This is a genomic window from Streptomyces rimosus, from assembly GCF_008704655.1.
Lineage (GTDB): Bacteria > Actinomycetota > Actinomycetes > Streptomycetales > Streptomycetaceae > Streptomyces > Streptomyces rimosus.
Genome location: NZ_CP023688.1, coordinates 115,887 through 138,693, shown reverse-complemented (window position 1 = coordinate 138,693; position 22,807 = coordinate 115,887). Strand labels below are relative to the sequence as shown.

The window sequence follows — 22,807 nt, the reverse complement described above, 5'->3', positions numbered from 1 at the left end:
CGGCGCGGACGGTGCGCCGATGGTGTCGGGCTGGGGTCCGGGGCCGAGTCCGGGTCCAGAGCCGGTCAAGCGTCCAGGATGGTTTCGGCCGCCTCGCGCAAGGTGCGGGCGACATCGTGCGGGTCGTCGAGGTATCCGGCCGCCATCGCTCCGTCGCGCAGCACCATGAGCGCCCGCGCCGCCCGGTCCGGGTCGGGGTGCCCGGCATCGTGCGCGACATCGCGCAGAACGCCGCGGAACCAGTCGCGGTGCTCGGCCACGCAGAGGCGTACGTGATGCCGCGGATCGGGATACTCGGCGGCGGCGTTGAGGAATCCGCAGCCGCGGAAGTCCGGCTGCAGAACGCTGTCGGCGATCATGGTGACGATCTCCAGCAGGGCGTCGCGCCCGCGGTGGGCACGGAGGATGGCCTCCACCGCCCGCTTCACCCGGGCGTCCCGCTCCTGCAGGTAGGCGATCACCAGGCCCTCCTTGCCGGCGAAATGGCGGTAGAAGGTGGCCCGGGTAACGCCTGCCTCCCGTACGAGTTGTTCGACTCCCACGGTGTGGATTCCGTTCGCGTAGAACAGCTTTCCCGCGATGTTCAGCAGCCGCTCACGCGGATGGATCGTCCCACTGGCGCTCGAAGTCATGACCACCAGCGTACGGACGGTCCATCGACGCCGGTCGGCCCGTCACCTCAGGGGGCCGTCGGGGCGTCGCCGCTATGTCTTCAGCACATCGTCAGTACGTCGTCACCAGCGGCTTGGTCTCGTCGATGACGTAGGTGGAGAGCATCATCGTCGTCACCGTGCCGACGTTGCGGGCGTTGTGGATCATGCCCGACGGGATGAAGAACGGGTCGCCGGTGCGCAGCCGTTGGGCGGGGCCGTCGTCGAACTCCATCAGCACGTCGCCGCGCACGATGTACCCGACTTCGACTCCCGGGTGGCTGTGGCGGCCGGACTCCTTGCGCTGGGGGATCTCCACGACGGTCTGCACGGTCAGCCAGCCCTTGGCCGGCGACGGGTGCCGCTGGAGTTCGGTCCGGGTGACGCCGCTGGTCGGGTCGTCGGAGGGGGTGGGAGCGGGGTTGGCCGGCGGGGGATCGGGGGTGGCTGCTGTGGTGCTGCCGGAGTGCAGCGGGAGGTGACGGTCGATCATGAGGTGCCCTTCCGGCAGAAAGAACGTTCGTTCTGCCTGATCGCTACGGTACGCAGCTCGCGGACGTCCCGTACAGGCGGAACTTCGGTCAGGTGGGAGGGCGCGGCGACCTGGTGTTTGTGCCCTGGCGGGGTGGCGTGTGGCCGGCTTGCGTCGTGGTGCTCGGGTTCGGAGGTCGGGGGAGTTGTGGGTGCGTGAGTGCACGTCAGGTGCGGTGTGGGTGGTCGGTCTGTGGAGGGTGGGGCAGGCGTTTCTCCCGGTATGCGGGGTGGGTGGGCGTGGATGGCTGGAATTGGTCTTCTGGGGCGAACGTGCCCGTAGTGAAGCGGAGTTGGCGGAAGCCGTGAACGGCTGTCCAGAAGCGGACCTGAACCCGAGCGGGCCTCGCGCATGGGAACGCTTTCGCGTTCGTCACCGTCTTGACCGGTGACGTGATGCCTGCAAGAGTCATGCCGCACTTGGTATGCGGCACGGCATGCGGACGCGGACGGAACAGCACACGGAGGCCCCGATGATCAACAGGCGCACCTTCGGCAAGGCCATGGCGCTGGGTGCCGGCGCGGCAGCCGTATCGCTGACCGGCCCGCAGACCGCACCCGTTGTCGCGGCTCCCCGCTCGGGCGCGAGTACTTCAGGCGGTACGAGCGCATCCGCCCTCCCCGACATCGCCCCCGGTACGCACACGACCTTCGGCCGGATGCGGCACGTCACCGCGGGGCTTTTGAACGTCGGTTACGCGGAGGTGGGCCCCGCGCACGGGCCGGTGGTCATCTGTCTGCATGGCTGGCCCTACGACATTCACAGCTTCGTCGACGTCGCGCCCTTGCTGGCGTCGCATGGCTACCGTGTGATCGTTCCGTACCTGCGCGGTCACGGTTCGACCCGCTTCCGTTCCGCCGCCACGTTCCGCAACGCCCAGCAGTCCGCGGTCGCCCTGGATATCGTCGCCCTGATGGATGCCCTCGGCATCCACCGGGCCGTACTGGCCGGCTTCGACTGGGGCTCCCGGACGGCCGACATCATCGCGGCCCTGTGGCCCGAGCGCGTCAAAGCGCTGGTGTCGGTGAGCGGGTACCTGATCACCAACGTCGAGGCGCAGCAGGAGCCGCTGCCCGCGCGGGCCGAGCACACCTGGTGGTACCAGTACTACTTCTCGACCGAGCGCGGCCGACGCGCGATGGAAGACCGGGACAAGCGCCGCGAACTGTGCCGCCTGGTCTGGGAGACCGTCTCGCCGACATGGGACTTCGACGACGCCACGTTCGCGCGTACCGCCACGGCCTTCGATAACCCCGACTACGCCGACATCGTGATCCACAACTACCGCTGGCGCCTGGGCCTGGCCGAGGGCGAACGCCGTTACGACCGTTACGAGAAGCGGCTCGCCGGCCGGCCGGTCATCACCGTGCCGACCATCACCCTGGACCCCGAGCGCGACCCGTTCACCGCGCCCGGCAACGGCGCCTCGTACCGCGACCGCTTCACCGGCGCGTACGAACACCGCACCCTGACCGGCATCGGCCACAACCTGCCGCAGGAAGCCCCCACCGCCTTCGCCCAGGCGGTCGTGGACGTGGACCACTTCTGATCGACCGACCCTGACTGTTCCCGACCGTCCCTGATTGCCCTGGCTCAAAGACCGGAGGTCGACAATGCAGCACACCACCACCACGCCGGACGGCGCGGCAGCAGCCCGGCACGCGAAGTTCGGCAAGCTGCCCGAGCGCATCCCGTACGAGGACATGGTCACGGAGAAGGCCGTATCGGAGAACCGCCCACAGAACACGTACAACCCCGAAGGATCGTGGAACCACTTCTCCTGCCTGGCGCTGGACCTCGGACTGTAAGGGACATTTGTCAGGTGCATCTGTAGGGGGCACCCGAATATCCGGTGTCTCCGGGGCCATCCGCCCCGCTAGCGTCTCCGCCATGACTCCAGCGGATCTCGCGGCCGTCATCTCCGACGGCGTGCACACGGCCATCCGGTCCGGACACCTCTCCGCAGAGGTGCCTGTGCCCGAGGAGATCCGCGTGGAGCGCCCCCGGCACCGCCACCACGGCGACTACTCGACCAATGTCGCCCTGCGGCTCGCCCCCGCCGCCGGTCTGTCCGCCCGCGCCGTCGCCGAGGTGCTCGCCCCGCTGGTGAGCGCGGCCGACGGCATCGCGAAAGCCGAGGTCGCGGGCCCCGGGTTCCTGAACATCACGCTGGAGAGCGGGGTGCTGGGCGCCCTGGCGCGCGACATCGTGCCGGCCGGTGACGCTTACGGCCGTACCGACCGGCTCGGCGGCGTACGGCTCAACCTGGAGTTCGTCTCGGCGAACCCCACGGGGCCGGTGCACATCGGCGGGGCGCGGTGGGCGGTCGTGGGCGACGTGCTCGCCCGGCTGCTGGAGGCCGCGGGCGCGGACGTGGCGCGGGAGTACTACTTCAACGACGCGGGCGTGCAGATCGACCGGTTCGCGCGCTCGCTGCTCGCCGCGGCGCAGGGCTCGCTGGTGCCGCGGGACGGCTACGGCGGCGCGTACATCGAGGAGATCGCCGCCGCGGTGGTGCGGCGGCGGCCCGGTGTGCTGGAACTGCCCGACTCCGAGGCTGCCCTCGCCGTCTTCCGGGCGGAGGGTACGGCGCTGATGTTCGACGAGATCAAGGCGTCGCTCGCCGCGTTCGGCACCCGTTTCGACGTGTTCTTCAACGAGAAGGACCTGCACGACCGGGGTGACCTGGACGCCGTGGTCGCACGGCTGCGGGAGGGCGGCCATGTCTTCGAGGAGGCGGGCGCGCTCTGGCTGCGCACGACCGAATTCGGTGACGACAAGGACCGGGTACTGGCGAAGAGCGACGGTTCCTGGACGTATTTCACCGCGGACTGCGCGTATTACCTCAACAAGCGGTCCCGGGGCTTCGAGCGGGTCGTCATCATGCTCGGCGCCGACCACGCGGGCTATGTGGGCCGGATGCGTGCCATGGCGGCCTGCTTCGGTGACGACCCGGACACCCACCTGGAGATCCTCATCGGGCAATTGGTCAACCTCGTCAGGGACGGGGAGCCGGTCCGGATGAGCAAGCGGGCGGGCACGGTCGTCACCCTGGACGACCTGGTCGAAGCGGTCGGTGTGGACGCCGCGCGGTACGCGCTCGCGCGGGCCAGTGCGGACGCGGTGATCGATCTCGACATCGACCTGCTCACCCGGCAGTCGAACGACAACCCGGTGCACTACGTCCAGTACGCGCACACTCGGCTGTGCGCCGTGCAGCGCAAGGCACGGGAAGCCGGAATCGACAAGGGCGTGCCGCAGGACTTCGATCCTTCCCTGCTCACCCACCCGCGGGAGGCGGCCCTGCTGGGCATGCTGGCCGAGTTTCCGCAGGTCGTGGCGGGCGCCGCGACGCTGCGTGAACCGCACAGGGTGGCGCACTACCTGGAGGCGCTGGCCGCCACGTATCACCGCTTCTACGACGCATGCCGCGTCCTGCCGCGGACGGGTGAGGACGCGGACGACCGCACCCGGGCCCGGCTGTGGCTGACGGAGGCCAGCAGGGTGGTGCTGCGGAACGGGCTGCGGCTGCTCGGGGTTTCGGCGCCGGAACGGATGTGAGGGGGTTCGGCCGCCCACTGCGGCCGGCCGATCCGAACAGTTACGGGGCCGTCCCCGGCCGGTTTTCCGCCAGCATGCGGGGAATCTCGGTCTGGGCCCAGTGGGAAACGCCGCCGAGCAAGGCGGCGGCCGCATCGATGTCACCCTCTGCCGTAGGGCGTTCCGTCTGGCAGTCGAAGCCTACGAGCCCGGTAATGTCTTCCACGATGCCCGCGAGACGGTACGCCTCCACGACGATCTGCCGCGCCGCCTCGCCGAAATGACGGTACGCGAACTCGATATCGGCCGAGTCCCCGTCATAGTCGAGCTGAATGCGGCCGACGGGCCCGTTGCGATCCAGGGTCAGGTTGCACGGATATTCCTCGACGGATACGGGCCCGATCTCCGCGCTCACCCGGCGCACGATCTCATCCCAAGCGGCGCGCCGATCCGGCGTGAGGTTCATGGGGTTCCGCTCGAAATCCACTTCACCATCCCAAGCCGCGGCCCGCTGGTCGAGCGTTTCCGAGAGCGTACGGCCCGGAAGCCGGCGGACAAGAGTGATCCAATAGGGCATTGGCGCAGCGTACCGGGAGCCAGGCACCGGGCACTATTCCGAATGGGCACGCTCCTCGCGCACGGCGTGCTGAAGCCGATCGCCGATATGGCGAATCAGGTATTCCAGATCCGCGCAGTACACCGAAGGATGATCGAAGCCCGCCCCGTGCACATAACGGTCGGTGTATCTCCCGCCGCCACAGACACCGACCACGGGACAGCTCCGACAGCTGTCGCACAGCGTGGCCAGTCCCCGCATTTGGGCGGCCACGGTATGCGGGTGGTGCAGGGCGTCCTCGAAGTCGTTCCGGAAAATGTCCATTTCCAGGTCGGGCGCGCCCGCGTACGCGGTCTTGAGGGAATCGATGCGTTGAATGGAACCATCGGTGTCGATCACCACAACGGCCAGCGGGGACAGCCCCACCGTCTCGGTCCTGCTCGCCGCGCCGAGTAGCAGCGCCACGATCTCTCCGAACAGGCGCACCTGTACGGGCGGATGGCCGGACGGTGTGTCCCACCACAGGTCGAAGACGTGAGCCAGCCAGTGACCGTACGGGACGGGGCGCGCCGCCCGGCACGCGGGCCCGGCGAACGGGCCGATCCCGGGCGGCGGTTCGGTCCAATTTCCGTACGGCAGCAGGAAATCCAGGCTGGGCGGGCCGAGCGCGACCAAGGACCGGTAGATCTCCCCGGGGCCGGTGTCCACGTCGATGGTGCACAGGATGCCCCCGTACGAGGCGGGGGCATCGGCCAGCAGCCCGGCCGCGCGCCGTACCGAAGGCCACGAGGAGCGTCCGGCGCGGTCGATGCGCCGGCGGTTGAGGTGGGCGCTGCCGCCGTCGAGACTCAGGCCGACGGTGATGCCGGCCGCGCTGAGCCGCTTCAGGATGTCCGCGGTGAGCAGCGTGCCGTTGGTCTGCACCGAGACGGCTGCGGAGCAGTGGTGCGGCAGGGCGTCGCGGACGGTCTGCGCGTAGGCGATGAGTGCGGCGGGGCCGGCGAGCAGGGGCTCCCCGCCGTGCAGGTCGATACGTATCGAACGGAGCCCGTGGGCGGCGACATGCTCGGCGATCCGCTCCGCGGTACGGCGCATGGTGCGCTCGGCCACGCGGACGGGACGCTCGCGCCAGCTCTGGTCGGGGCCCTCGTAGACGTAACAGTAGGTACAAGCGAGGTTGCACCTGCTGTGCACCTTGAGCACGAACTGCCGAAAGGGAACGGGCCGCACCGCCTCACTCATGCAACAGGAGGCGCGTCATCGTAGAACGCGACCGCGCCGCCCGAATCCTCCAGACGCTCGCACACGCCGGGAAGCAGCGTGCTCAGCACCGGATGCTCCGTACAAGACGCCAGCTCCCCGAGCGGCAGAGCACTGAAATCGGGAAGCTGCGCCTCACTCGGCTGTCCGGGCAGGTACGTGTGGGTCATGCCGGCACCTTCCTCGCGCGTGGGGTGCTGTCAGATTGGCATGCTTCGGGGTGGACGCGTGGATGAGTTCGAGCCAAGGCGGGGGGATCAGCGGTGTACCGTTGCCCGCTGGACCGTCTCCGAGAGGCTGGTTTGCCGAATCGTTCGTGGACTGGAGCGACCACTTGACCCCGTATTCTCTCGCGTTCTACATGGACGTGGTGATCTCAGGAACGGTGCTCGGAGCCAGGCCGACGGACAGCCCCGACCGGGTCACCGAGATCCTGGGTTCCGACTTCGCCGAGAACTCCTTCGACGACCACAGCATGTCCCGTGACTATGGAATGGTCGAGTTCTTCTGGCTACGGGATTCGCCGGACCGCCCGTGGGAGGGGCACCACTTCACGCTGGGCGTGCATCAGCTGGCGCGTCACGGCGGCAGCGTCGTCAACGAGGCCATTCGCGAGCGGTACGGCCGCTTCGACCGCCACCTGCGGTTCGACAAACTGGAACGGCTGCTGGGCAAGCGCGGCGTCCCCCTGGAATACGTTCCGGACGCCAACGCGCCGGCGTTCACCCAGCACTGGCAACCCGCTTCACAGGTGTCCGTCCTGGTGTTCCGGGCCCGTGAGGAATGGCAGAAATACCCGCGCAGCGCCGACTGCGTGGGAGACGTGCGCGCCATCTATTCATCGGTGAGCGCTGAGAGCGTGGCCGGGAACAGGAAACGCTATGGGGCTCGCCGGCGCACGGCCTTGACGGGGTAGTTCCCGGGACCGGCTCCCCGTATCTTCGGCCCTATGGCTGACGCATGCTTCGGGCATCCACGGCTCGCCGCGATCTACGATCCGCTCCACCCGGCCCGAGGCGACCTCGACCCGTACGTCCGTTTGGCGACGGAGTTCGGCGCACGTCGCGTGCTCGACATCGGATGCGGGACAGGCGTGTTCGCGCTGCTGTTGGCCGAGCGTGGCGTTGAGGTGACCGGGATCGACCCTGCCCGGGCCTCGATCGATGTGGCCCGCGCCAAACCCGGCGCTGACCGCGTGCGCTGGATTTGTGGTGACGCGACGGCCCTGCCGCCGCTTCGCGTGGATCTCGTGACGATGACGGCGAACGTCGCCCAGGCGATCAGCGATCCGTGGCTGTGGCAGAAGACCCTTCGGGCGGCGTACGCGTCCCTGCGGCCCGGCGGCTGCTTGGTGTTCGAGTCTCGGGACCCTGCCAGGCGCGCCTGGGAAGAGTGGAACCGGGAGTCCTCCTACAAGGTGGCGGACATTCCCGGTGTCGGCCGCGTCGAAAGCTGGGTGCAACTGGTGGAGGTGAGCCTGCCGCTGGTCACGTTTCGTTGGAGTTATGTGTTCGCGGCGGATGGGCAGATCCTGACCTCGGAGTCGACGTTGCGGTTTCGTGAGCGGTCGGAGATCGAGGGGGACCTGTTGTCGCAAGGGTTTGTGGTGGACGACATTCGTGATGCGCCGGACCGGCCGGGGAAAGAATTCGTCTTTCTCGTGCGACGTCCGGAGGCCGGATAAACCATAGGGCACACGGCTCAGGTCACGAACGATGCGCCCCAACAGCGATCAGACGGATCTCCTCAGCTATCAACTCCGGGTCGGTGAGCGGTACATAATGCCCCGACCGGGGAGCGACGACATGCTTGCCCTGCGCGGATTTGGCCGCGCTGCGGGCGTGGGAATCGTTGGCAGCGTGGCGGGTGGACTTGGTCATGCCGTTGCCGGGGAGAGCGCCGGAGATGAGGGTGATGGGAATGTCGCCCAGTTCGGGTGGGGTGTTGCGGAATGTGGCAAGTTCGTCGAGGAAAGTGCGGGCCTGGGCGCGCTGGGTTTTGATCAGGTCGGCGGTGAATCCGTCGCGTTGCATGTCGCGGCGCGCATCCTCGGGCAGGGGTGCGGCTGCGGATCGGTGGACGAGGCCGAGCAGCTGTAGTCGGGCCAGCAGGAGGTTGATCGCGATGGACGTGCGCTCGGCCCGCCGGAACAGCGGGCCGAACAGCAGGTCCGCGCCCTCGTCGGTCGGGTCGACCAGTACCAGGCCGCGGATCCGGTCCAGGCGTCCGGCCGCGGCGAGGCGTACCAGCGGGCCGCCCGCGCTGTGGCCGACGAGTACGTACGGGCCGGGGCCGAAGTGGTCGAGCAGGTCCTGCAAGTCGTCCGCCATGCGACGCATCGTGCGGGAGGCGGGGTCGGCGGGGCTGCGGCCGAGTCCGGCGCGGTCGTAGACGATGGCGCGTGTCCAGGTGCCCACCGTGGGCTGCACCAGGGCCCAGGACGAACGGGTGGCGGCGGCGCCCGCCTCGAAGACGACGGTCGGGACGTCGGAGTCGGCCCCCGTCCCCGCGTCGGAGCCGGTTCCGCCGCGCGGCCCTGCCAGCACCATGGCGTACAGCTTGCGCCCGTCGCGTGTGGGCACCCACTCTGCCTGGCCCTGAATGTGCGTAACAGTGCTGGTGGTTGAGGGCATGGGCTGTCCCGCTCCCCGTTTCGTGGTCGGTCTGGTGACCGTCGGCCCCTGGGGTGGTTAGGGTAGCCTAACCAGGACCCGTGGCCCACCGCCTCACACCACCTGAATCCCCACCAGACACGTGTCGTCATCGGTGTCCGACTTGCTGTGCGTCAGCAGTTGATCGAGCCGGTGTTCCAGCGTGGCCGCGGGGGACTGCGCGGTGGCGAGCAGCTGGGCCAGGGAGTCGTGGATGGCGGTGTCGCGGCGTTCGACCAGGCCGTCCGTGTACATCAGGAGGGTGTCGTCCGCCTCCAGCTGGAGTTCGGCCTCCTCGTAGGCCGCTTGCGCGACGGCTCCCAGGAGCAGGCCGCCGACCAGGGGCAGCCGGGTCGCTTCACGGCCGCGGACCAGGACCGGCGGCAGATGGCCGGCTCTGGCCCAGCGCAGGGTGCGGGTCTCGGGGTCGTACAGGCCGCAGACGGCCGTGGCGGTGACCTGGTCGGTCAGGTGGTGCGCCACGATGTTCAGCCAGGACAGCAGCTGGGCCGGTCCGGCTCCGGTGATGGCGAGACCGCGCAGCGCGTTGCGCAGGACCACCATGCCGGTGGCCGCCTCGATGCCGTGGCCCGCGATGTCACCGACGCAGAGCAGCACGCGCCGGGACGGCAGGACGACCGCGTCGTACCAGTCGCCGCCCACCAGGGACTCGGTTTCCGCGGGCCGGTAACGCACGGCTATCTGGAGGCCGGGCGCGGCGATCGGCCCCCGGGTCGGCGGCATGATGGCCTGCTGGAGTTGCAGCGCGAGACGGTTGCGCTCGGCCGATTCCTGTTCGGTGTGGGCGAGCTGGTCACGGGTGGCGGCGAGCGCCACCTCGGTCCAGTGCTGCGCGGAGATGTCCTGGTAGGCGCCGCGTACGGCGAGGAGGCTGCCGTCGGCGTCGTGTACGGGCTCCGCGATCACCCGGATGTGCCGGGTGACGCCGTCGCGGCGCTGGAGACGGAAGGCGGCCGAGGCGGAGCGCTGGTGGTGCAGTACGGCGCGCAGGAAGCGGCCGATGGCGATGCCGTCGTCCGGGTGCGCGTGGGCGGCCAGGTCGCGCAGCGATACGGGGGTGCCGGTGGGCGGCCGTCCGTACAGGGCGAAGAGCTGCCCGTTCCAGGTGATCTCGTCCGTCAGCAGGTTCTCCTCGAAGCCGCCGATACGGCCGAGGCGCTGGGCGTGCTGGAGCAGGCTGGCGAGCCGGGCGGCCTCGTCCTCGATGCGCCAGATGAGCAGCACGCTGTCCCCGTGGCGGCTGACGCTGATGTCGGCGACGGCGGCCAAGGGGACCTGGTCCACCAGGGCGGTCAGGGTCATCCGCTGGGCGCGGAAGGGCTCTCCGGTGGCGTAGACGCGCTGGACCTTGTCGAAGAGCTCGCTCTCGTCGGCGGCCATCGGGTACGCCTCCAGGAGGAGGGCACCGTTGACGGTGCTGCGGGGGCGGCCCGCCGGGTCCATGAAGCGGCCGTTGGCGTGGTGGATGCGGAAGTCGGTCAGCTCGCCGTCGGGGCCGAGGTGGGGGGTGAGGACGAGGGCGGGGTCGTGGAGTCCGTCGGCCAGGTCCACCAGTTCGGCCACGGCGGGGACGCGCTGGGCGGGGGTGGGGCCGTGCCCGTACGAGGCCGGGGCGGTTTCGAGGGCGTGGGCGCACAGTTCCGCCAGAGCCTCTATCTGACGCATGATCACGGGTGGCTGCGGGGGCAGCGGCTGCTGCCAGCAGATCTCCAGTACGCCGTGGATACGGCCGCCGGTGCCGGCGGGGAGCGCCACGCGGCCGCCGTGCGGGTGGTGTGTCCGGCCGATCGAGGGGATGCCCGTCTCGGACAGGGAGGCGAACCGTACGGTGTCACGTTCGGTCAGCGCCTGGCGGGCGACGGTGACCACGCCGGGAGGCACGTACCGCCAGCGCACCGCCTCGTCGGCGGGAAAGCCCGCGTGACCGGCCAGGGTGAGGGACGTGTCCGAGCCCGCGGTCCAGATGGCGACGGCCGTGGCCCCGAGCGGAGACAGCGCGTGCTGAAGGAGCGAGTCGGCGACGGCTTGCGCGTCACCGGCGGCCAGGGCCGCGCTCTCGGCCGTACGCAGGCGCACTCCGACGGTCGCGCACGCCGCGTCGGCCGGGCCCGTCCCGGCGGGCTCGGTACGGGTGCGGTGCAGGAAGTCACCGGCGATCTCCGCCACGCGGTCGCGGGCCGCCTGGTTGATGATGTCCACGGCCAGCTCCAGCTGGGAGACCGCGGCCTTCTCCGCGAGTTCGGCCAGCTGTCGCGTCGCCTGGGCCGGTCCGCAGCGCAGCCGTTCGACCATGATGCCCTTGGCGAGTTCGATCAGCGCACGCCCGTCGGCCGCCGCATGCGCCGCCTGGACCTCGCTGCGCAGGCGCTCGACCGTGGCGGCCAGCCGGCCGACGGCGGACGTACGGTCCGGCCGGGCGCCGCTGGAGGCGGGGCCGCGCTCCGGCCCGGACGGCACGGGCAGGCCGCCCGGTACGGACGGGCCTCGGCCCGGCCCGTCCTCGGACGCCGGCGACCCGTCGTCCCCGGACGGGGTCCCGACGTGCTCGAAAGGGCTCATGATCGTGTCGATTCCTCGATGCGGTGAGTGCGGCGCGTGCGCGGGTCCCGGACGTGCCCGGCCGACCGGGCACGCCCTCTCAGGAGGCCAGCCACCGGCGGACGCAGGCGATCAGGTCGTCGGTGTCCACCGGCTTGGTGACGTAATCGCTGGCTCCGGAGGCCAGGCTCTTCTCCCGGTCCCCGGGCATGGCCTTGGCCGTGACCGCGATGATGGGCAGCCCGGCGTGTTCCGGCATCCGCCGGATCTCCGCGGTCGCGGTGTAGCCGTCCATCTCGGGCATCATCACGTCCATCAGGATGAGGTCGATGTCCGGGTGTTCGGTGAGCGCCTGGATTCCCTCCCGGCCGTTCTCCGCGTGCCGGACGTGGATGCCGTGCATCTCCAGGATGCCGCTGAGCGCGTACAGGTTGCGGGCGTCGTCGTCCACGACCAGGACGGTACGGCCGCTGAGGCTGTCGTCGACGGGCTGCGGGGCCTCGGGCTCCTCCGGGCGTACCAGCGGCAGCACGTCACCGGGCTGCTCGGCGGACAGATGCAAGGCGATGCGTTCGCGCAGCTCGTCCAGGCTGGAGAGGATTTCCAGCGGCTGGGTACGGGAACGTGCTTGCAGGGTGCGTTCCTGCTCCGCCTCCATACGCCTGCTGTTGTGGGCGAGGACGGCGACGGTGCGTACGGCGGCGTCGCCGTCCATCGCCTCCAGGAAGCGCAGGGCTTCGCCGCCCGACATGTCCAGGTCGAGGACCACGCAGTGGAAGGGCTCAGCGGCCAGTGCTCCGGCGGCCTCCTGGGCGCCGATCGCGGAGATGACCTCGATGGTCTCCGGACGGTCGCCCAGGTCCTGGCCGCCCCCGGCCAGCTCGGCGACCGCGCTCTCGGCCACGTGGGAGAGCAGCCCGCGGGGACGCTCCTCGATCACCAGCAGCCGGCGGGGCGGCGCGGGCGCGGCGGCGGGGGAGTGCGGCCGGCTCTCGCGCCCCGTACCCCACTCGCCCGCCGGTGCCTCGACGGCCGCCGGCCCATCGGTCTGCTCCTGGAAGTCGGCGCGGGCCACGGGCAGATACAGGGTGAAGGTGCTGCCCAGCCCCGGTGTGCTCTGGGCCGTCACCGCGCCGCCCAGGAGGTGGGCGATCTCGCGGCTGATGGACAGGCCGAGGCCGGTGCCCCCGTACTTGCGGCTGGTGGTGCCGTCCGCCTGCTGGAACGCCCCGAAGATCACCGCGAGCTGCTGCTCGGGGATGCCGATGCCGGTGTCCTTGACGCGGAAGGCGACGACGGGGCCACCGCGGCGCACCGTATCGGGCAGTTCGCTGTCGGCGGCGGGCTCGATCCGCAGCTCGACGCTGCCCTCCTCGGTGAACTTGACCGCGTTGGACAGGAGATTGCGCAGGATCTGACGCAACCGGGCATCGTCGGTCAGCAGGTCCACCGGGACGCCGGGCGCGGCACTGATCGTGAAGTCGAGGCTCTTCTGGGTCGTCATCGGCCGGAACGTCGCCTCGACGTAGTCCAGGAGCTGTCGCAGCGCCACCCGCTCCGGATTGATGTCCATCTTGCCCGCCTCGACCTTCGACAGGTCGAGGATGTCGTTGATGAGCTGGAGCAGATCCGAGCCCGCTGAGTGGATGATGCCCGCGTACTCCACCTGCTTGGGCGTGAGGTTTCTGGTCGGGTTCTGCGCGAGCAGCTGCGCCAGGATGAGCAGACTGTTGAGCGGGGTGCGCAGCTCGTGGCTCATGTTGGCCAGGAACTCCGACTTGTACTTCGACGCCAGCGCCAGCTGCTGCGCCCGGTCCTCCAGCTCCTGCCGCGCCTGCTCGATCTCCAGGTTCTTGGTCTCGATGTCGCGGTTCTGGGAGGCGAGCAGTTCGGCCTTCTCCTCCAGCTCCTCGTTGGAGCGCTGGAGTTCCTCCTGCTGCCGCGTCAGCTCCCCGGAGCGCGCCTGCAGCTCCCCGGCCAGGCGCTGCGACTCCTCCAGCAGCTCGTCGGTACGTGCGTTGGCGACGATGGTGTTGACGTTGACGCCCACCATCTCCATGAGCTGTTCGAGGAAGTCCCGGTGCACGGGGGTGAAAGAGGTGAAGGACGCCAGCTCGATGATGCCGAGGACCTGGTCCTCCACGATGATCGGCAGCACGATCAGGCTGCCCGGCGCCGTACGGCCCAGGCCGCTGGAGATGCTGATGTAGTCGCCCGGCACACCGTCGGCGACGATCGTACGGCGGCTGCGCGCGGCCTGGCCGACCAGGGACTCGCCCAGCCCGAACCGGTCGGGCGCGGTGCTGCCGGAGGGACGGCCGTACGCACCGACGAGCCTCAGTACGGTGTCGCCCCCGGTCTCCTCGGCCAGGTAGAAGGCGCCGTACTGGGCCGAGACGAGCGGCGTCAGCTCGTCCATGACCAGCTCGGCGACCACCGCGAGGTCCCGGTGACCCTGCATCAGCCCGGAGATGCGGGCCAGATTGCTCTTGAGCCAGTCCTGCTCCTGGTTGGCCCGGGTGGTCTCGCGCAGGGACCGCACCATGGAGTTGATGTTGTCCTTGAGCTCCGCGACCTCGCCGGAGGCGTCCACCGTGATGGACCGGGTCAGATCGCCCTCGGCGACCGCGCTGGTCACCCCGGCGATGGCCCGTACCTGCCGGGTGAGGTTGCCGGCCAGCTCGTTGACGTTCTCGGTCAGCCGCTTCCAGGTGCCCGATACGCCCTCGACCTCGGCCTGGCCCCCGAGCCGCCCTTCGCTGCCGACCTCGCGGGCCACCCGGGTGACCTCGGAGGCGAACGAGGAGAGCTGGTCGACCATGGTGTTGATGGTGGTCTTGAGCTCCAGGATCTCGCCCCGGGCATCGACGTCGATCTTCTTCGACAGGTCACCGTTGGCGACCGCGGTGGTGACCTGGGCGATATTGCGCACCTGACCGGTCAGGTTGTTGGCCATCGAGTTGACGTTGTCGGTCAGGTCCTTCCACGTACCGGCCACGTTCGGTACGCGGGCCTGGCCGCCGAGCATGCCCTCGGTGCCGACCTCGCGGGCCACCCGGGTGACCTCGTCGGCGAACGCGGAGAGCGTGTCGACCATCGTGTTGATCACACCGGCGAGCGCGGCCACCTCGCCCTTCGCCTCGACCGTGATCTTCTGCGAGAGATCGCCCTTGGCGACCGCCGCGGCCACCTGGGCGATGGAACGCACCTGACCGGTCAGGTTGGAGGCCATCACGTTGACGTTGTCGGTCAGGTCCTTCCAGGTGCCCGACACGCCCCGTACGGTGGCCTGGCCGCCGAGATTGCCCTCGGTGCCGACCTCGCGGGCCACGCGCGTGACCTCGTCGGCGAAGGCCGAGAGCTGATCGACCATCGTGTTGATGGTGTTCTTCAGCTCCAGGATCTCACCGCGGGCATCCACCGTGATCTTCTGCGAGAGATCGCCCTGCGCCACCGAGGTGGCGACCGCCGCGATGGAGCGCACCTGCGACGTCAGGTTCCCGGCCATGAAGTTGACGGAGTCGGTCAGGTCGCGCCAGGTTCCGCCCACTCCGGGCACCTGGGCCTGGCCGCCCAGCCGCCCCTCGGTGCCGACCTCGCGGGCGACGCGCGTGACTTCGTCGGCGAAGGCGGACAGCTGGTCGACCATCGTGTTCACCGTGGTCTTCAGCTCCAGGATCTCGCCCCGGGCGTCCACGGTGATCTTCTGCGAGAGGTCGCCCTTGGCGACCGCGGTGGTGACCTGCGCGATATTGCGTACCTGCGAGGTGAGGTTCCCGGCCATGAAGTTGACGGAGTCGGTCAGGTCGCGCCAGGTTCCGCCCACTCCGGGCACCTGGGCCTGGCCGCCCAGCCGCCCTTCGCTGCCGACCTCGCGGGCGACGCGCGTGACCTCGTCGGCGAACGAGGAAAGCTGGTCCACCATCGTGTTGACGGTGTTCTTCAACTCCAGGATCTCGCCCTGGGCATCGACGTCGATCTTCTGCGAGAGGTCGCCCTTCGCGACGGCGGTGGCCACCTGAGCGATGTCGCGCACCTGGGAGGTGAGGTTGCCGGCCATGGCGTTCACCGAGTCGGTCAGATCCGCCCAGGTGCCCGAGACGCCCGGCACCTGCGCCTGGCCGCCGAGCCGGCCCTCGCTGCCGACCTCGCGCGCCACCCGGGTCACCTCCGAGGTGAACAGGGACAGCTGGTCGACCATGCCGTTGAAGACGGTCGCGATCTCCCCGAGCAGCCCGTCGGCGTCGCCCGGCAGACGGGTCCCGAAGTTCCCGTCGCGTACGGCGGTGAGCCCGGCGAGCAGCTGGCGCAGCTCCGGCTCCCCGACCTTCACCTCGGTGCGCGTCGCCCGCGTCACCGGTCGCGCCTTCTCGCCCGCCGTTCCAGCAGCCATGACCAACCTCGTTCCCTTGACCAGACTGCCAGCGCAAGGCTCGGCGGCGCTATGGTTCCCGCCGCCGAAGGCGCACACCCGTGCCCCGTGCCGACATTTCTCATGACCTTGCCGTACGGCAAATTCGTGAAAGGTTACCCCGAGGCGTCACCGGAAGAAATGATGATCCGCACCTATGGTGTTCCGTCTGTTGTGTCAGGGACCTCGGCGGCCTCCGGGGAGGTATACGGGCGCGGGAGTGCCGTACGGCGATGACTGCAACCACTTGCGGTCCGCCCCTGGTTGAGTGCTGAAATATTGGACGCCCAACGTCGTACGGCTCAAGGGTGCGATGGGGGAATGCACCGCGCCCCCGACGTCTCGGACCGCCGCCGTGGTCGCCGACCGTGTCGTGGCTCAACACGTCCGGCCGTGGGCGCGGGCCTCGGCGGCGGCCTTGAGGTCGCTCAGCCACTGTTCGAGGCCCCTGCGGAGGATCTCCTTGGCGAGGGGGACATTCGATTCGACCTGGGCGCCGCGATGGGTCTCCTCGGTGCTCACGCGGACGCCGCCGGCGACCTTGGTGAAATTCCACACGTGGACGCCCCTGTCGATGCGCAGCCCATCACCGATCGCGGGACCGGTCCAGCGGATGCAGGAGTGGTGCTTGAGCTGCTCGACGGTCGAGGTGATCTCCAGGGTGGTGGCGGGAGTCGTGGGAGTGGCGGGCGCCGGGGTCGTCCACCGGAAAACCGAGCCCTTCCGCAAGGGGCCGTGATCGAGGCGCTTCGCGGTCTCGACAGGAGACTGCCAGGTCGGCCAGCGCTCCACATCGGTCTGGAGCTTCCAAATGGTGTGCAGCGGCGCGTGGATCACGGTTTCGGTCTTCTGCCGGATGAGGGCGTCGGGGTCGACGCCCTTCCCGCGGCAGGTGAGGGACGTGCCGGGGTGGTGAGGGGTGGCTCCGGCGGGCGCGGCGGCGGTGCCGAGGAGGCCGATGACGAGCGGGAGGGTGGACAGGGCGGCGCGGGTGCCGGTTCTGCGGATGCCGGACATGGCGGTCTCCTTGTGGTTGCTCGGTGGGTGGGGCGGGCGTGACGGGCCGTCAGTGGGCGCGGGCGCGGCGGAGGGTGACCAGGAGCGCGGCGGACGCGGCGACGATCAGTCCGGCGAACGCGGGGTGCATGTCCTTGGACAGGCTCTGCGCGCCGTCGGACCGCGCCAGCCATACGGCGAGCGGAGTGGCGTAGGCGACGGCGAGCAGGGCGGCCGCCCGGCGCACCGCCCGGTCGCGGCCGTAACGCAGCGCGCCGGCCGTCGCGATGGCGACCGGGACGACCGCGATCAGGGCGAACTGGCCGACGATCATCACGGGGGCCGCCCAGGAGGAGACGGTCACCGGCAGGGGGATGCGTCGGGTGGTGGGGGTGAGGTGTGAGGTGGCGGTGGTGGTCATGGGGGTTCCTTCGCTCGAAGGGGGCGGAGGGGAGCGCGCTGGGGTGGACGTGTGGTGCGCGTTCCGCATCGGGATAGAAGCTCTCGCGTGAGTTATAGGCTATAACCATTCGGGATGGGAGGGCAAGAGCCGAGGACCCGGGACATCCCGCGCTCGCGGCTCCGGCGCCGGGCTCGGCGAGATCGCCGTATAAGAGATCCATTGCGGGGTATTCGGATCGAGCCGGTCCGACGGAGAGGTGCGGGCCGTGGGATTCCTGGATGCGAGTGCCGGTCACGGCTGCGCGGAAGGTGGGACGTGACATGAGTGTGGGCGTGGAGACGAGATGCGTCCCGGACGCCGAGGACCTGCGGCGGTCGGTGGCGGATCGGTTCGCCACCTGGGCGGATACCGAGGCGCGTGACCTGCCGCTGCCGGGGGCGGGGCGTACGCGGGACCGTTTCGCCGCCTTGTACGCGTTGGGGCGCACCGATCTGTCGCTCGCCCGGCTGGCGGAAGGCCATGCCGACGCCACGGCCATTCTGTGCGAGCTGGGGGAGGCCCCGCCCGGTCCGGGCGAGCGTTGGGGCGTCTGGGCCGCGCAGCCTCCCGGCACCGGGCTCCAGGCGCGCCAGGACGGCGACGGGTGGCTCCTCGAGGGCCGCAAGGCGTACTGCTCGGGGGCGCACTCCTGCACCCACGGCCTGGTCACGGCGGACACCGAGGAAGGCCGCAGGCTGTTCGCCGTACGCACCGATCACCCTGGTTACGCGCCGCTCGAAGGGACTTGGCAGGCCATCGGCATGGCGGGCAGCGACACCCCGGACGTGCGCTTCACGGACGTTCCGGCCCGGCCGGTCGGCGAGGCGGGGACCTACCTGGACCGGCCGGGCTTCCAGCACGGCGGCATCGGCGTCGCCGCCTGCTGGCTCGGCGGGGCGCGGGCGGTCGCCGACACCCTTCAGACCGGTGCCCGTACGGAGGACCCGCTGACCGCCGCGCACCTGGGCGCGGTGGACGTGGCGCTGTACGCCGCGGAAACCGCGCTGTGGGAGGCGGCGCGGGCCATCGACGCCGATCCGCTGGACCGCTCGGGCGCCGCGCGGCTGCGCAGCCTGCGGGTACGGGCGATCGCGGAACGGGCCTGCAGCGACGTACTGGACCGGGTCGGACGGGCGACCGGCGCCGGACCGCTGTGCCACGACCCGCGTCACGCCCGCAACGCCGTCGACCTGACGGTGTACATCCGGCAGCACCACGCCGAACGCAACCTCGCGGAGCTGGGTGCGCTGGTGGGGCAGAAGGCGAGTCCGGAAGTGGGGACGGAAGCGCGATCGGAAGCGGGGCCGAAGCGGTGATCGGTGAGTTCGACCGCACGGCGGCCGCCGAGGCCATCGAGGCGCCCGGCACGCCGGAGGAACAGTGGGCCGCCTGGGCGGAACTGGCGCGGCTGCCCGCCGTACGACCGCCGTCCGGACCCGTCGTGGTGGTCGCCGCCCACCCCGACGACGAGGTCCTGGGCTTCGGCGGCACGATGGCGCAGCTCAGCGGCGAGGTCCGGCTCGTGACCGTCACCGACGGCGAGGGGTCGCACCCGCACCTGGCGGCGGAGCGGATCGCCGCGCTGCGTGCGGCCGAACTGGAGCGTGCGCTCGGCGAACTCGGGCTGCGCGAGCACCGTACGTACCGGCTGCGCATCCCCGACACCGGTGTCGACGCCCACGAGGCGCGGCTGGAACGGGAGCTCGCCGCGGTGCTGCGGGAGACCGGCGCCGCGCTGTGCGTCGCGCCGTGGACGGGCGATCTGCACGCCGACCACGAGGCGGCGGGGCGGGCCGCGGCCGCCGCCGCGCGGGAGACCGGCACGCCCTGCTGGCACTACCCGGTGTGGATGTGGCACTGGGCGTCACCCGGCGATCCGCGCGTCCCGTGGTCCGCCGCCCGACGGCTGCCGCTGTCCCGGCCGGCGCGGACGCGCAAGGAGGCGGCGATCCGCCGCTTCGCCAGCCAGCTCGCGCCCCTCGGCCCCGGTGACGACACGGTGATCCTGCCGCCCGTCGAACTCGCCCACCACACGCGCCCTTTCGAGGTGGTCTTCACATGACGACGAACCGGTCCATCCCGGGTACAGACCGCTCCGTACCCACACCTCCGTCCTACTTCACCACCATGTACGCCGGTTCGGCCGACCCCTGGGATTTGGCGGGCCGGTGGTACGAGCAGCGCAAGTACGCCCTGACTGTCGCCGCGCTGCCCCGCCGCCGCTACCGCCGGGCGTTCGAGCCGGGCTGTTCGGTCGGTGTCCTGACCGGGCTGCTGGCCGAGCGGTGCGACGAGGTGCTGGCCGCCGACCGGGTGCCGGCCGCCGCCGAAGCGGCCGCACGCCGCAACCGCGACCGGCCGCACGTCGAGGTGCGGACCATGGCGATACCGGACGAGTGGCCTGAAGAAACGTTTGACCTGATCGTGCTCTCCGAGCTGCTGTACTACTTCGACGACGCCACCCTGCGCGAGATCCTCAAGCGGACCGTGGCCTGTCTGGAGCCCGGCGGCACCCTCGTGACCGTGCACTGGGACCACCCGGCCGACGGCCACCTCCGTACCGGCACACAGCTCGCCCCGCTGCTCACCGCCGTGGACGAACTCGCGCCCGTCACACAGCTCAACGACGCCGACTTCGTACTGCACGTGTTCACCCGGCGTCTGCCGGACGGCAGTGCCGTCCCCGCGCCCGCGGCAGCCGAGGGGCTGGTGTGAACGGTCCGGTCACCGCACCGGCGGCCCTGGTGGTCGCCGTTCCCGCGCACAACGAGGAGGCGGCGCTGCCCGCCGCGCTCCGGGCCCTGCACACGGCCGCCCGGCAGCCTGAGCTGCTGGCGCGGCGGGTGCGGGTGGTGACGGTGGTCGCCGCCGACGCCTGCTCCGACGGCACCGCGGCGCTCGCCCGCCGGCACGGCGCGCACGTGGTGGAGTTGGAGCGGCGCAATGTCGGCGCGGCCCGGGCCGCCGCCGTCGCGCACGGCCTCGACCTGCTCGGGCCCGCCGCCGATCGGGCCTGGATCGCCACCACCGACGCCGACACGCTGGTGCCCGCCGCTTGGCTCGCCCACCAGGTCGAGCAGGCTGCCGCCGGGTGGGACTGCGTGCTCGGCACCATACGGGTCGCCCCGCACCCCACCTTGAGCGCGGCGGTCGCCCAGCGGCACCGCTCGCTGTACTTCGCCGGGCGGCCCGCCCGCGACCGCGCCTGGGACCACCCGCACGTCCACGGCGCCAACCTGGGGGTCGCCGCCGACGCCTACCTCCGCGCACGAGGGTTCCCCGCTTTGCCGCACAGCGAGGACCACGCGCTGGCGGCCGCCCTGGAACGCGTCGGCGCCCGCATCCTCAGAACGGACCGCTGCCCCGTCCTCACCTCCGGCCGTACGGACTCCCGCGCCGTCCACGGCTTCGGGACGTACCTCCAGGATCTGACCCTCGCGTCCACCACCGGACAGCTCCGCTGAGCGGACGCGACCGGCCGCCCCTCACGGAAACCGGCGCCAGAAGCCCAGGGCATGCTCACGGGCGTAGTCGACCGGGGCGATCCGGTCCGGTGCCAGCGACTGGGTGTACGGACGCGGGTCCGCGGTCCGGTACGGACGCCAGACCGGCAGGCGGGGCCCGTTGGGCGTGCCGGTGCGGGCGAAGGCGGCCCACTGGTCCGTCATGGTGTCCGACAGCCACCGCTGCGCAGCGGTGAAGCGCTTGCTCACCTCCGGCTCCTCGAACACGTAGGGCGTGTCGCCCGCGTGGTAGGCGCCGAAGTCGAAGCGGCCGGGCAGCGGGAGGTACATGGGCGCGTGCCGGTCGGCGAACTCGTAGGCGTATGTCGGGACGTACCGCGAGAGCGCCACGTGCTGCGCGTGAATGCCCCGGGCCCACATCCGGTCGGTGACGACGGCCGACCAGGCGATGGCCGGGGACGGGAACTGCGCCAGCGGGTACCGCGCGCGCACCGCGTCCGCGCGGCCGCCGAACGCCTTGGTGAGCGCCCGGCCGTAATCGTCCCCGGTGAACGGCTTGCCGACGGCGTCGTACAGCATGCCCACGAACGTACGGTGCTCGTCGAGCGTCGCTCCCGAAAGCACCGGCACACGGTGGAAGCGCCCCTCGCGCAGAGCCCTGGCCGGATGCCGCGGCAGCGTCTCGTTGCCGTAGGCCAGGACCTGGAAGGCGTTCATGATGTACGGGACCTTGAGGATCCCCTTGACCGGCAGGGCGCGCAGGCACCGCAGCGTCCGTGCCGGGGCGGGCGCCGTACACCCCAGCGACGAGGTCATCTCCGCGCTGATGTCCTCGGTCTCCCGTGCCGTACGCCAGACGAACCACGGGTATCCGGGCACGTCCGGGCCCATCGTCCCGGCCGGCAGATCCATCATGCCCTCGCCGCTCGACAGGACGGCCCGGTGGAACAGACCGCGCGCCCCGGGTGAGGTGAGGTGTCCCGTGATGGCCGCGGCGCCGAACGAGGAGCCCGCCACGGTCACGTTCCCCGCGTCACCGCCGAACGCCGCCGCGTTGCGCCGCACCCAGCGCAACGCGGCCTGCTGGTCCTGGAGTCCGAAGGTCCCCGACCCCTTCAGTCCCGGGTGGGCGAAGCCGCCGAAGACCCCCAGCCGGTAGTTGACGGTGACGACCACCACGCCGCGATCGGCGAGCCGCCGCGCGTCGAAGAAGCTGCCCGCGCCGACCGACCCGTCACCGTGGATCCACACCAGTACGGGAGCGGGGCGGTGCCGTACGGCGGCCGGCGCGGTGACGTTCAGGAACAGGCAGTCCTCCTCCTCGCTGGACACCTGCGCGTACTGCGACGGCACCTGCGGGCACAGCGCTCCCGGCTTGGCGGCGTCCCTGACTCCCTTCCACGGCCGCACCGGCCGCGGAGCCGCCCACCGATACGCCCCCTTGGGCGCACCGGCATACGGGATGCCCTGGAAGATCCGGTACCGCGCGGACCGTACGCCGCGTACGAGGCCGGCATCGGTCCGTACGGTCACCCGTTCCGCCGCCGCACCGTCACCCGGCCGTACCCCGCCGGGCACCGCCGAGGCGGCGGCGCCCGCACTCAGGAACACCACCGCCAGCGCGGCACCGGCCGGCCTCCTGCGGCCTCTGCGCATCTTCATGCCCCGCTCTCCTCTCACCGACGACACGGCAACGGCGACGGCGACCCTGTGGATACGTGCGCCCGGCCGTCTTCCACGCGGCCA

Annotated in this window: 20 protein-coding genes; 9 read left to right on the top strand and 11 right to left on the bottom strand. The window is 70.8% G+C overall.

Going from position 1 to position 22,807, the window contains the following annotated elements; genetic code table 11:
• Nucleotides 1–65 precede the first annotated feature (65 nt).
• Together CP984_RS00590 and CP984_RS00585 are read right to left on the bottom strand one after the other, a co-directional pair.
• Nucleotides 66–632 carry a TetR/AcrR family transcriptional regulator gene (locus tag CP984_RS00590; RefSeq protein WP_003980320.1) on the bottom strand — a complete coding sequence of 189 codons (567 nt, stop codon included), beginning with the start codon at nucleotides 630–632 and terminating at the stop codon, nucleotides 66–68.
• A gap of 91 nt (nucleotides 633–723) precedes the next feature.
• Entirely contained in the window at nucleotides 724–1,143 is a 420-nt protein-coding gene (locus tag CP984_RS00585; protein WP_003980321.1) for a cupin domain-containing protein, read from the bottom strand.
• A gap of 511 nt (nucleotides 1,144–1,654) precedes the next feature.
• Here CP984_RS00585 and CP984_RS00580 point away from each other — a divergent pair.
• From CP984_RS00580 to argS, 3 genes are all read left to right on the top strand, one after another.
• Nucleotides 1,655–2,731 carry an alpha/beta fold hydrolase gene (locus tag CP984_RS00580; protein ID WP_030190327.1) on the top strand — a complete coding sequence of 359 codons (1,077 nt, stop codon included), beginning with the start codon at nucleotides 1,655–1,657 and terminating at the stop codon, nucleotides 2,729–2,731.
• 64 nt (nucleotides 2,732–2,795) lie between these two features.
• Nucleotides 2,796–2,990: a hypothetical protein gene (locus tag CP984_RS00575; protein ID WP_003980323.1), complete on the top strand. Its 195-nt coding sequence runs from the start codon at nucleotides 2,796–2,798 to the stop codon at nucleotides 2,988–2,990.
• A gap of 82 nt (nucleotides 2,991–3,072) precedes the next feature.
• Nucleotides 3,073–4,743, top strand: coding sequence for an arginine--tRNA ligase (gene argS / locus CP984_RS00570; protein ID WP_003980324.1), 1,671 nt, complete (start codon nucleotides 3,073–3,075; stop codon nucleotides 4,741–4,743).
• 40 nt (nucleotides 4,744–4,783) lie between these two features.
• Here argS and CP984_RS00565 read toward each other — a convergent pair whose 3' ends face one another.
• Genes CP984_RS00565 through CP984_RS00555 form a run of 3 tightly spaced genes read right to left on the bottom strand, consistent with a single transcriptional unit; the run spans nucleotide 4,784 to nucleotide 6,708 of the window.
• Complete coding sequence (locus tag CP984_RS00565; RefSeq protein ID WP_043978182.1) at nucleotides 4,784–5,299, bottom strand: hypothetical protein; 516 nt, start codon at nucleotides 5,297–5,299, stop codon at nucleotides 4,784–4,786.
• Nucleotides 5,300–5,332: 33 nt separating this feature from the next.
• A complete protein-coding gene (locus CP984_RS00560; protein ID WP_031008242.1) occupies nucleotides 5,333–6,520 on the bottom strand; it encodes an FxsB family cyclophane-forming radical SAM/SPASM peptide maturase in 1,188 nt (395 codons plus the stop codon).
• On the bottom strand, nucleotides 6,517–6,708 hold the full coding sequence (locus CP984_RS00555; protein WP_003980327.1) for a YxD-tail cyclophane-containing RiPP peptide: 192 nt from the start codon (nucleotides 6,706–6,708) through the stop codon (nucleotides 6,517–6,519). The genes CP984_RS00560 and CP984_RS00555 overlap by 4 nt, the downstream gene beginning before the upstream one ends.
• A 164-nt stretch (nucleotides 6,709–6,872) precedes the next feature.
• On the opposite strand from CP984_RS00555, the gene CP984_RS00550 reads away from it, so the two are divergent.
• Together CP984_RS00550 and CP984_RS00545 are read left to right on the top strand one after the other, a co-directional pair.
• On the top strand, nucleotides 6,873–7,454 hold the full coding sequence (locus tag CP984_RS00550) for a hypothetical protein (protein ID WP_003980328.1): 582 nt from the start codon (nucleotides 6,873–6,875) through the stop codon (nucleotides 7,452–7,454).
• Nucleotides 7,455–7,487: 33 nt separating this feature from the next.
• Complete coding sequence (locus tag CP984_RS00545; RefSeq protein WP_003980329.1) at nucleotides 7,488–8,222, top strand: class I SAM-dependent methyltransferase; 735 nt, start codon at nucleotides 7,488–7,490, stop codon at nucleotides 8,220–8,222.
• Between the two features lie 22 nt (nucleotides 8,223–8,244).
• Here CP984_RS00545 and CP984_RS00540 read toward each other — a convergent pair whose 3' ends face one another.
• The 5 genes from CP984_RS00540 to CP984_RS00520 all read right to left on the bottom strand — a co-directional run bounded on the left by CP984_RS00540 (nucleotide 8,245) and on the right by CP984_RS00520 (nucleotide 17,576).
• Nucleotides 8,245–9,120, bottom strand: coding sequence for an alpha/beta fold hydrolase (locus CP984_RS00540; RefSeq protein WP_003980330.1), 876 nt, complete (start codon nucleotides 9,118–9,120; stop codon nucleotides 8,245–8,247).
• Nucleotides 9,121–9,264: 144 nt separating this feature from the next.
• Nucleotides 9,265–11,769 carry a SpoIIE family protein phosphatase gene (locus tag CP984_RS00535; protein WP_030190303.1) on the bottom strand — a complete coding sequence of 835 codons (2,505 nt, stop codon included), beginning with the start codon at nucleotides 11,767–11,769 and terminating at the stop codon, nucleotides 9,265–9,267.
• 79 nt (nucleotides 11,770–11,848) lie between these two features.
• Nucleotides 11,849–16,141 carry a HAMP domain-containing protein gene (locus CP984_RS00530; RefSeq protein WP_032922844.1) on the bottom strand — a complete coding sequence of 1,431 codons (4,293 nt, stop codon included), beginning with the start codon at nucleotides 16,139–16,141 and terminating at the stop codon, nucleotides 11,849–11,851.
• A 396-nt stretch (nucleotides 16,142–16,537) separates the two neighbouring features.
• Complete coding sequence (locus tag CP984_RS00525) at nucleotides 16,538–17,176, bottom strand: SRPBCC family protein (RefSeq protein ID WP_003986854.1); 639 nt, start codon at nucleotides 17,174–17,176, stop codon at nucleotides 16,538–16,540.
• Between the two features lie 49 nt (nucleotides 17,177–17,225).
• Nucleotides 17,226–17,576 carry a hypothetical protein gene (locus tag CP984_RS00520; RefSeq protein ID WP_003986855.1) on the bottom strand — a complete coding sequence of 117 codons (351 nt, stop codon included), beginning with the start codon at nucleotides 17,574–17,576 and terminating at the stop codon, nucleotides 17,226–17,228.
• 302 nt (nucleotides 17,577–17,878) lie between these two features.
• Between CP984_RS00520 and CP984_RS00515 the strand changes: the two genes are divergently transcribed.
• The 4 genes from CP984_RS00515 to CP984_RS00500 are packed head-to-tail and all read left to right on the top strand — an operon-like array spanning nucleotide 17,879 to nucleotide 21,061.
• Nucleotides 17,879–18,913, top strand: a complete 1,035-nt coding sequence (locus tag CP984_RS00515; protein ID WP_003986856.1) for an acyl-CoA dehydrogenase family protein — start codon at nucleotides 17,879–17,881, stop codon at nucleotides 18,911–18,913.
• Nucleotides 18,910–19,659 (top strand): PIG-L deacetylase family protein, encoded by a 750-nt coding sequence (locus tag CP984_RS00510; protein WP_003986857.1) that lies wholly within the window; start codon nucleotides 18,910–18,912, stop codon nucleotides 19,657–19,659. Before CP984_RS00515 ends, CP984_RS00510 begins: the two co-directional genes overlap by 4 nt.
• A complete protein-coding gene (locus tag CP984_RS00505; RefSeq protein WP_003986858.1) occupies nucleotides 19,656–20,312 on the top strand; it encodes an SAM-dependent methyltransferase in 657 nt (218 codons plus the stop codon). The genes CP984_RS00510 and CP984_RS00505 overlap by 4 nt, the downstream gene beginning before the upstream one ends.
• Nucleotides 20,309–21,061, top strand: a complete 753-nt coding sequence (locus CP984_RS00500; RefSeq protein WP_003986859.1) for a glycosyltransferase — start codon at nucleotides 20,309–20,311, stop codon at nucleotides 21,059–21,061. The genes CP984_RS00505 and CP984_RS00500 overlap by 4 nt, the downstream gene beginning before the upstream one ends.
• A gap of 21 nt (nucleotides 21,062–21,082) precedes the next feature.
• On the opposite strand, the gene CP984_RS00495 is transcribed toward CP984_RS00500, so the two are convergent.
• A complete protein-coding gene (locus CP984_RS00495) occupies nucleotides 21,083–22,723 on the bottom strand; it encodes a carboxylesterase/lipase family protein (RefSeq protein WP_003986860.1) in 1,641 nt (546 codons plus the stop codon).
• Between the last annotated feature and the right edge of the window lie 84 nt (nucleotides 22,724–22,807).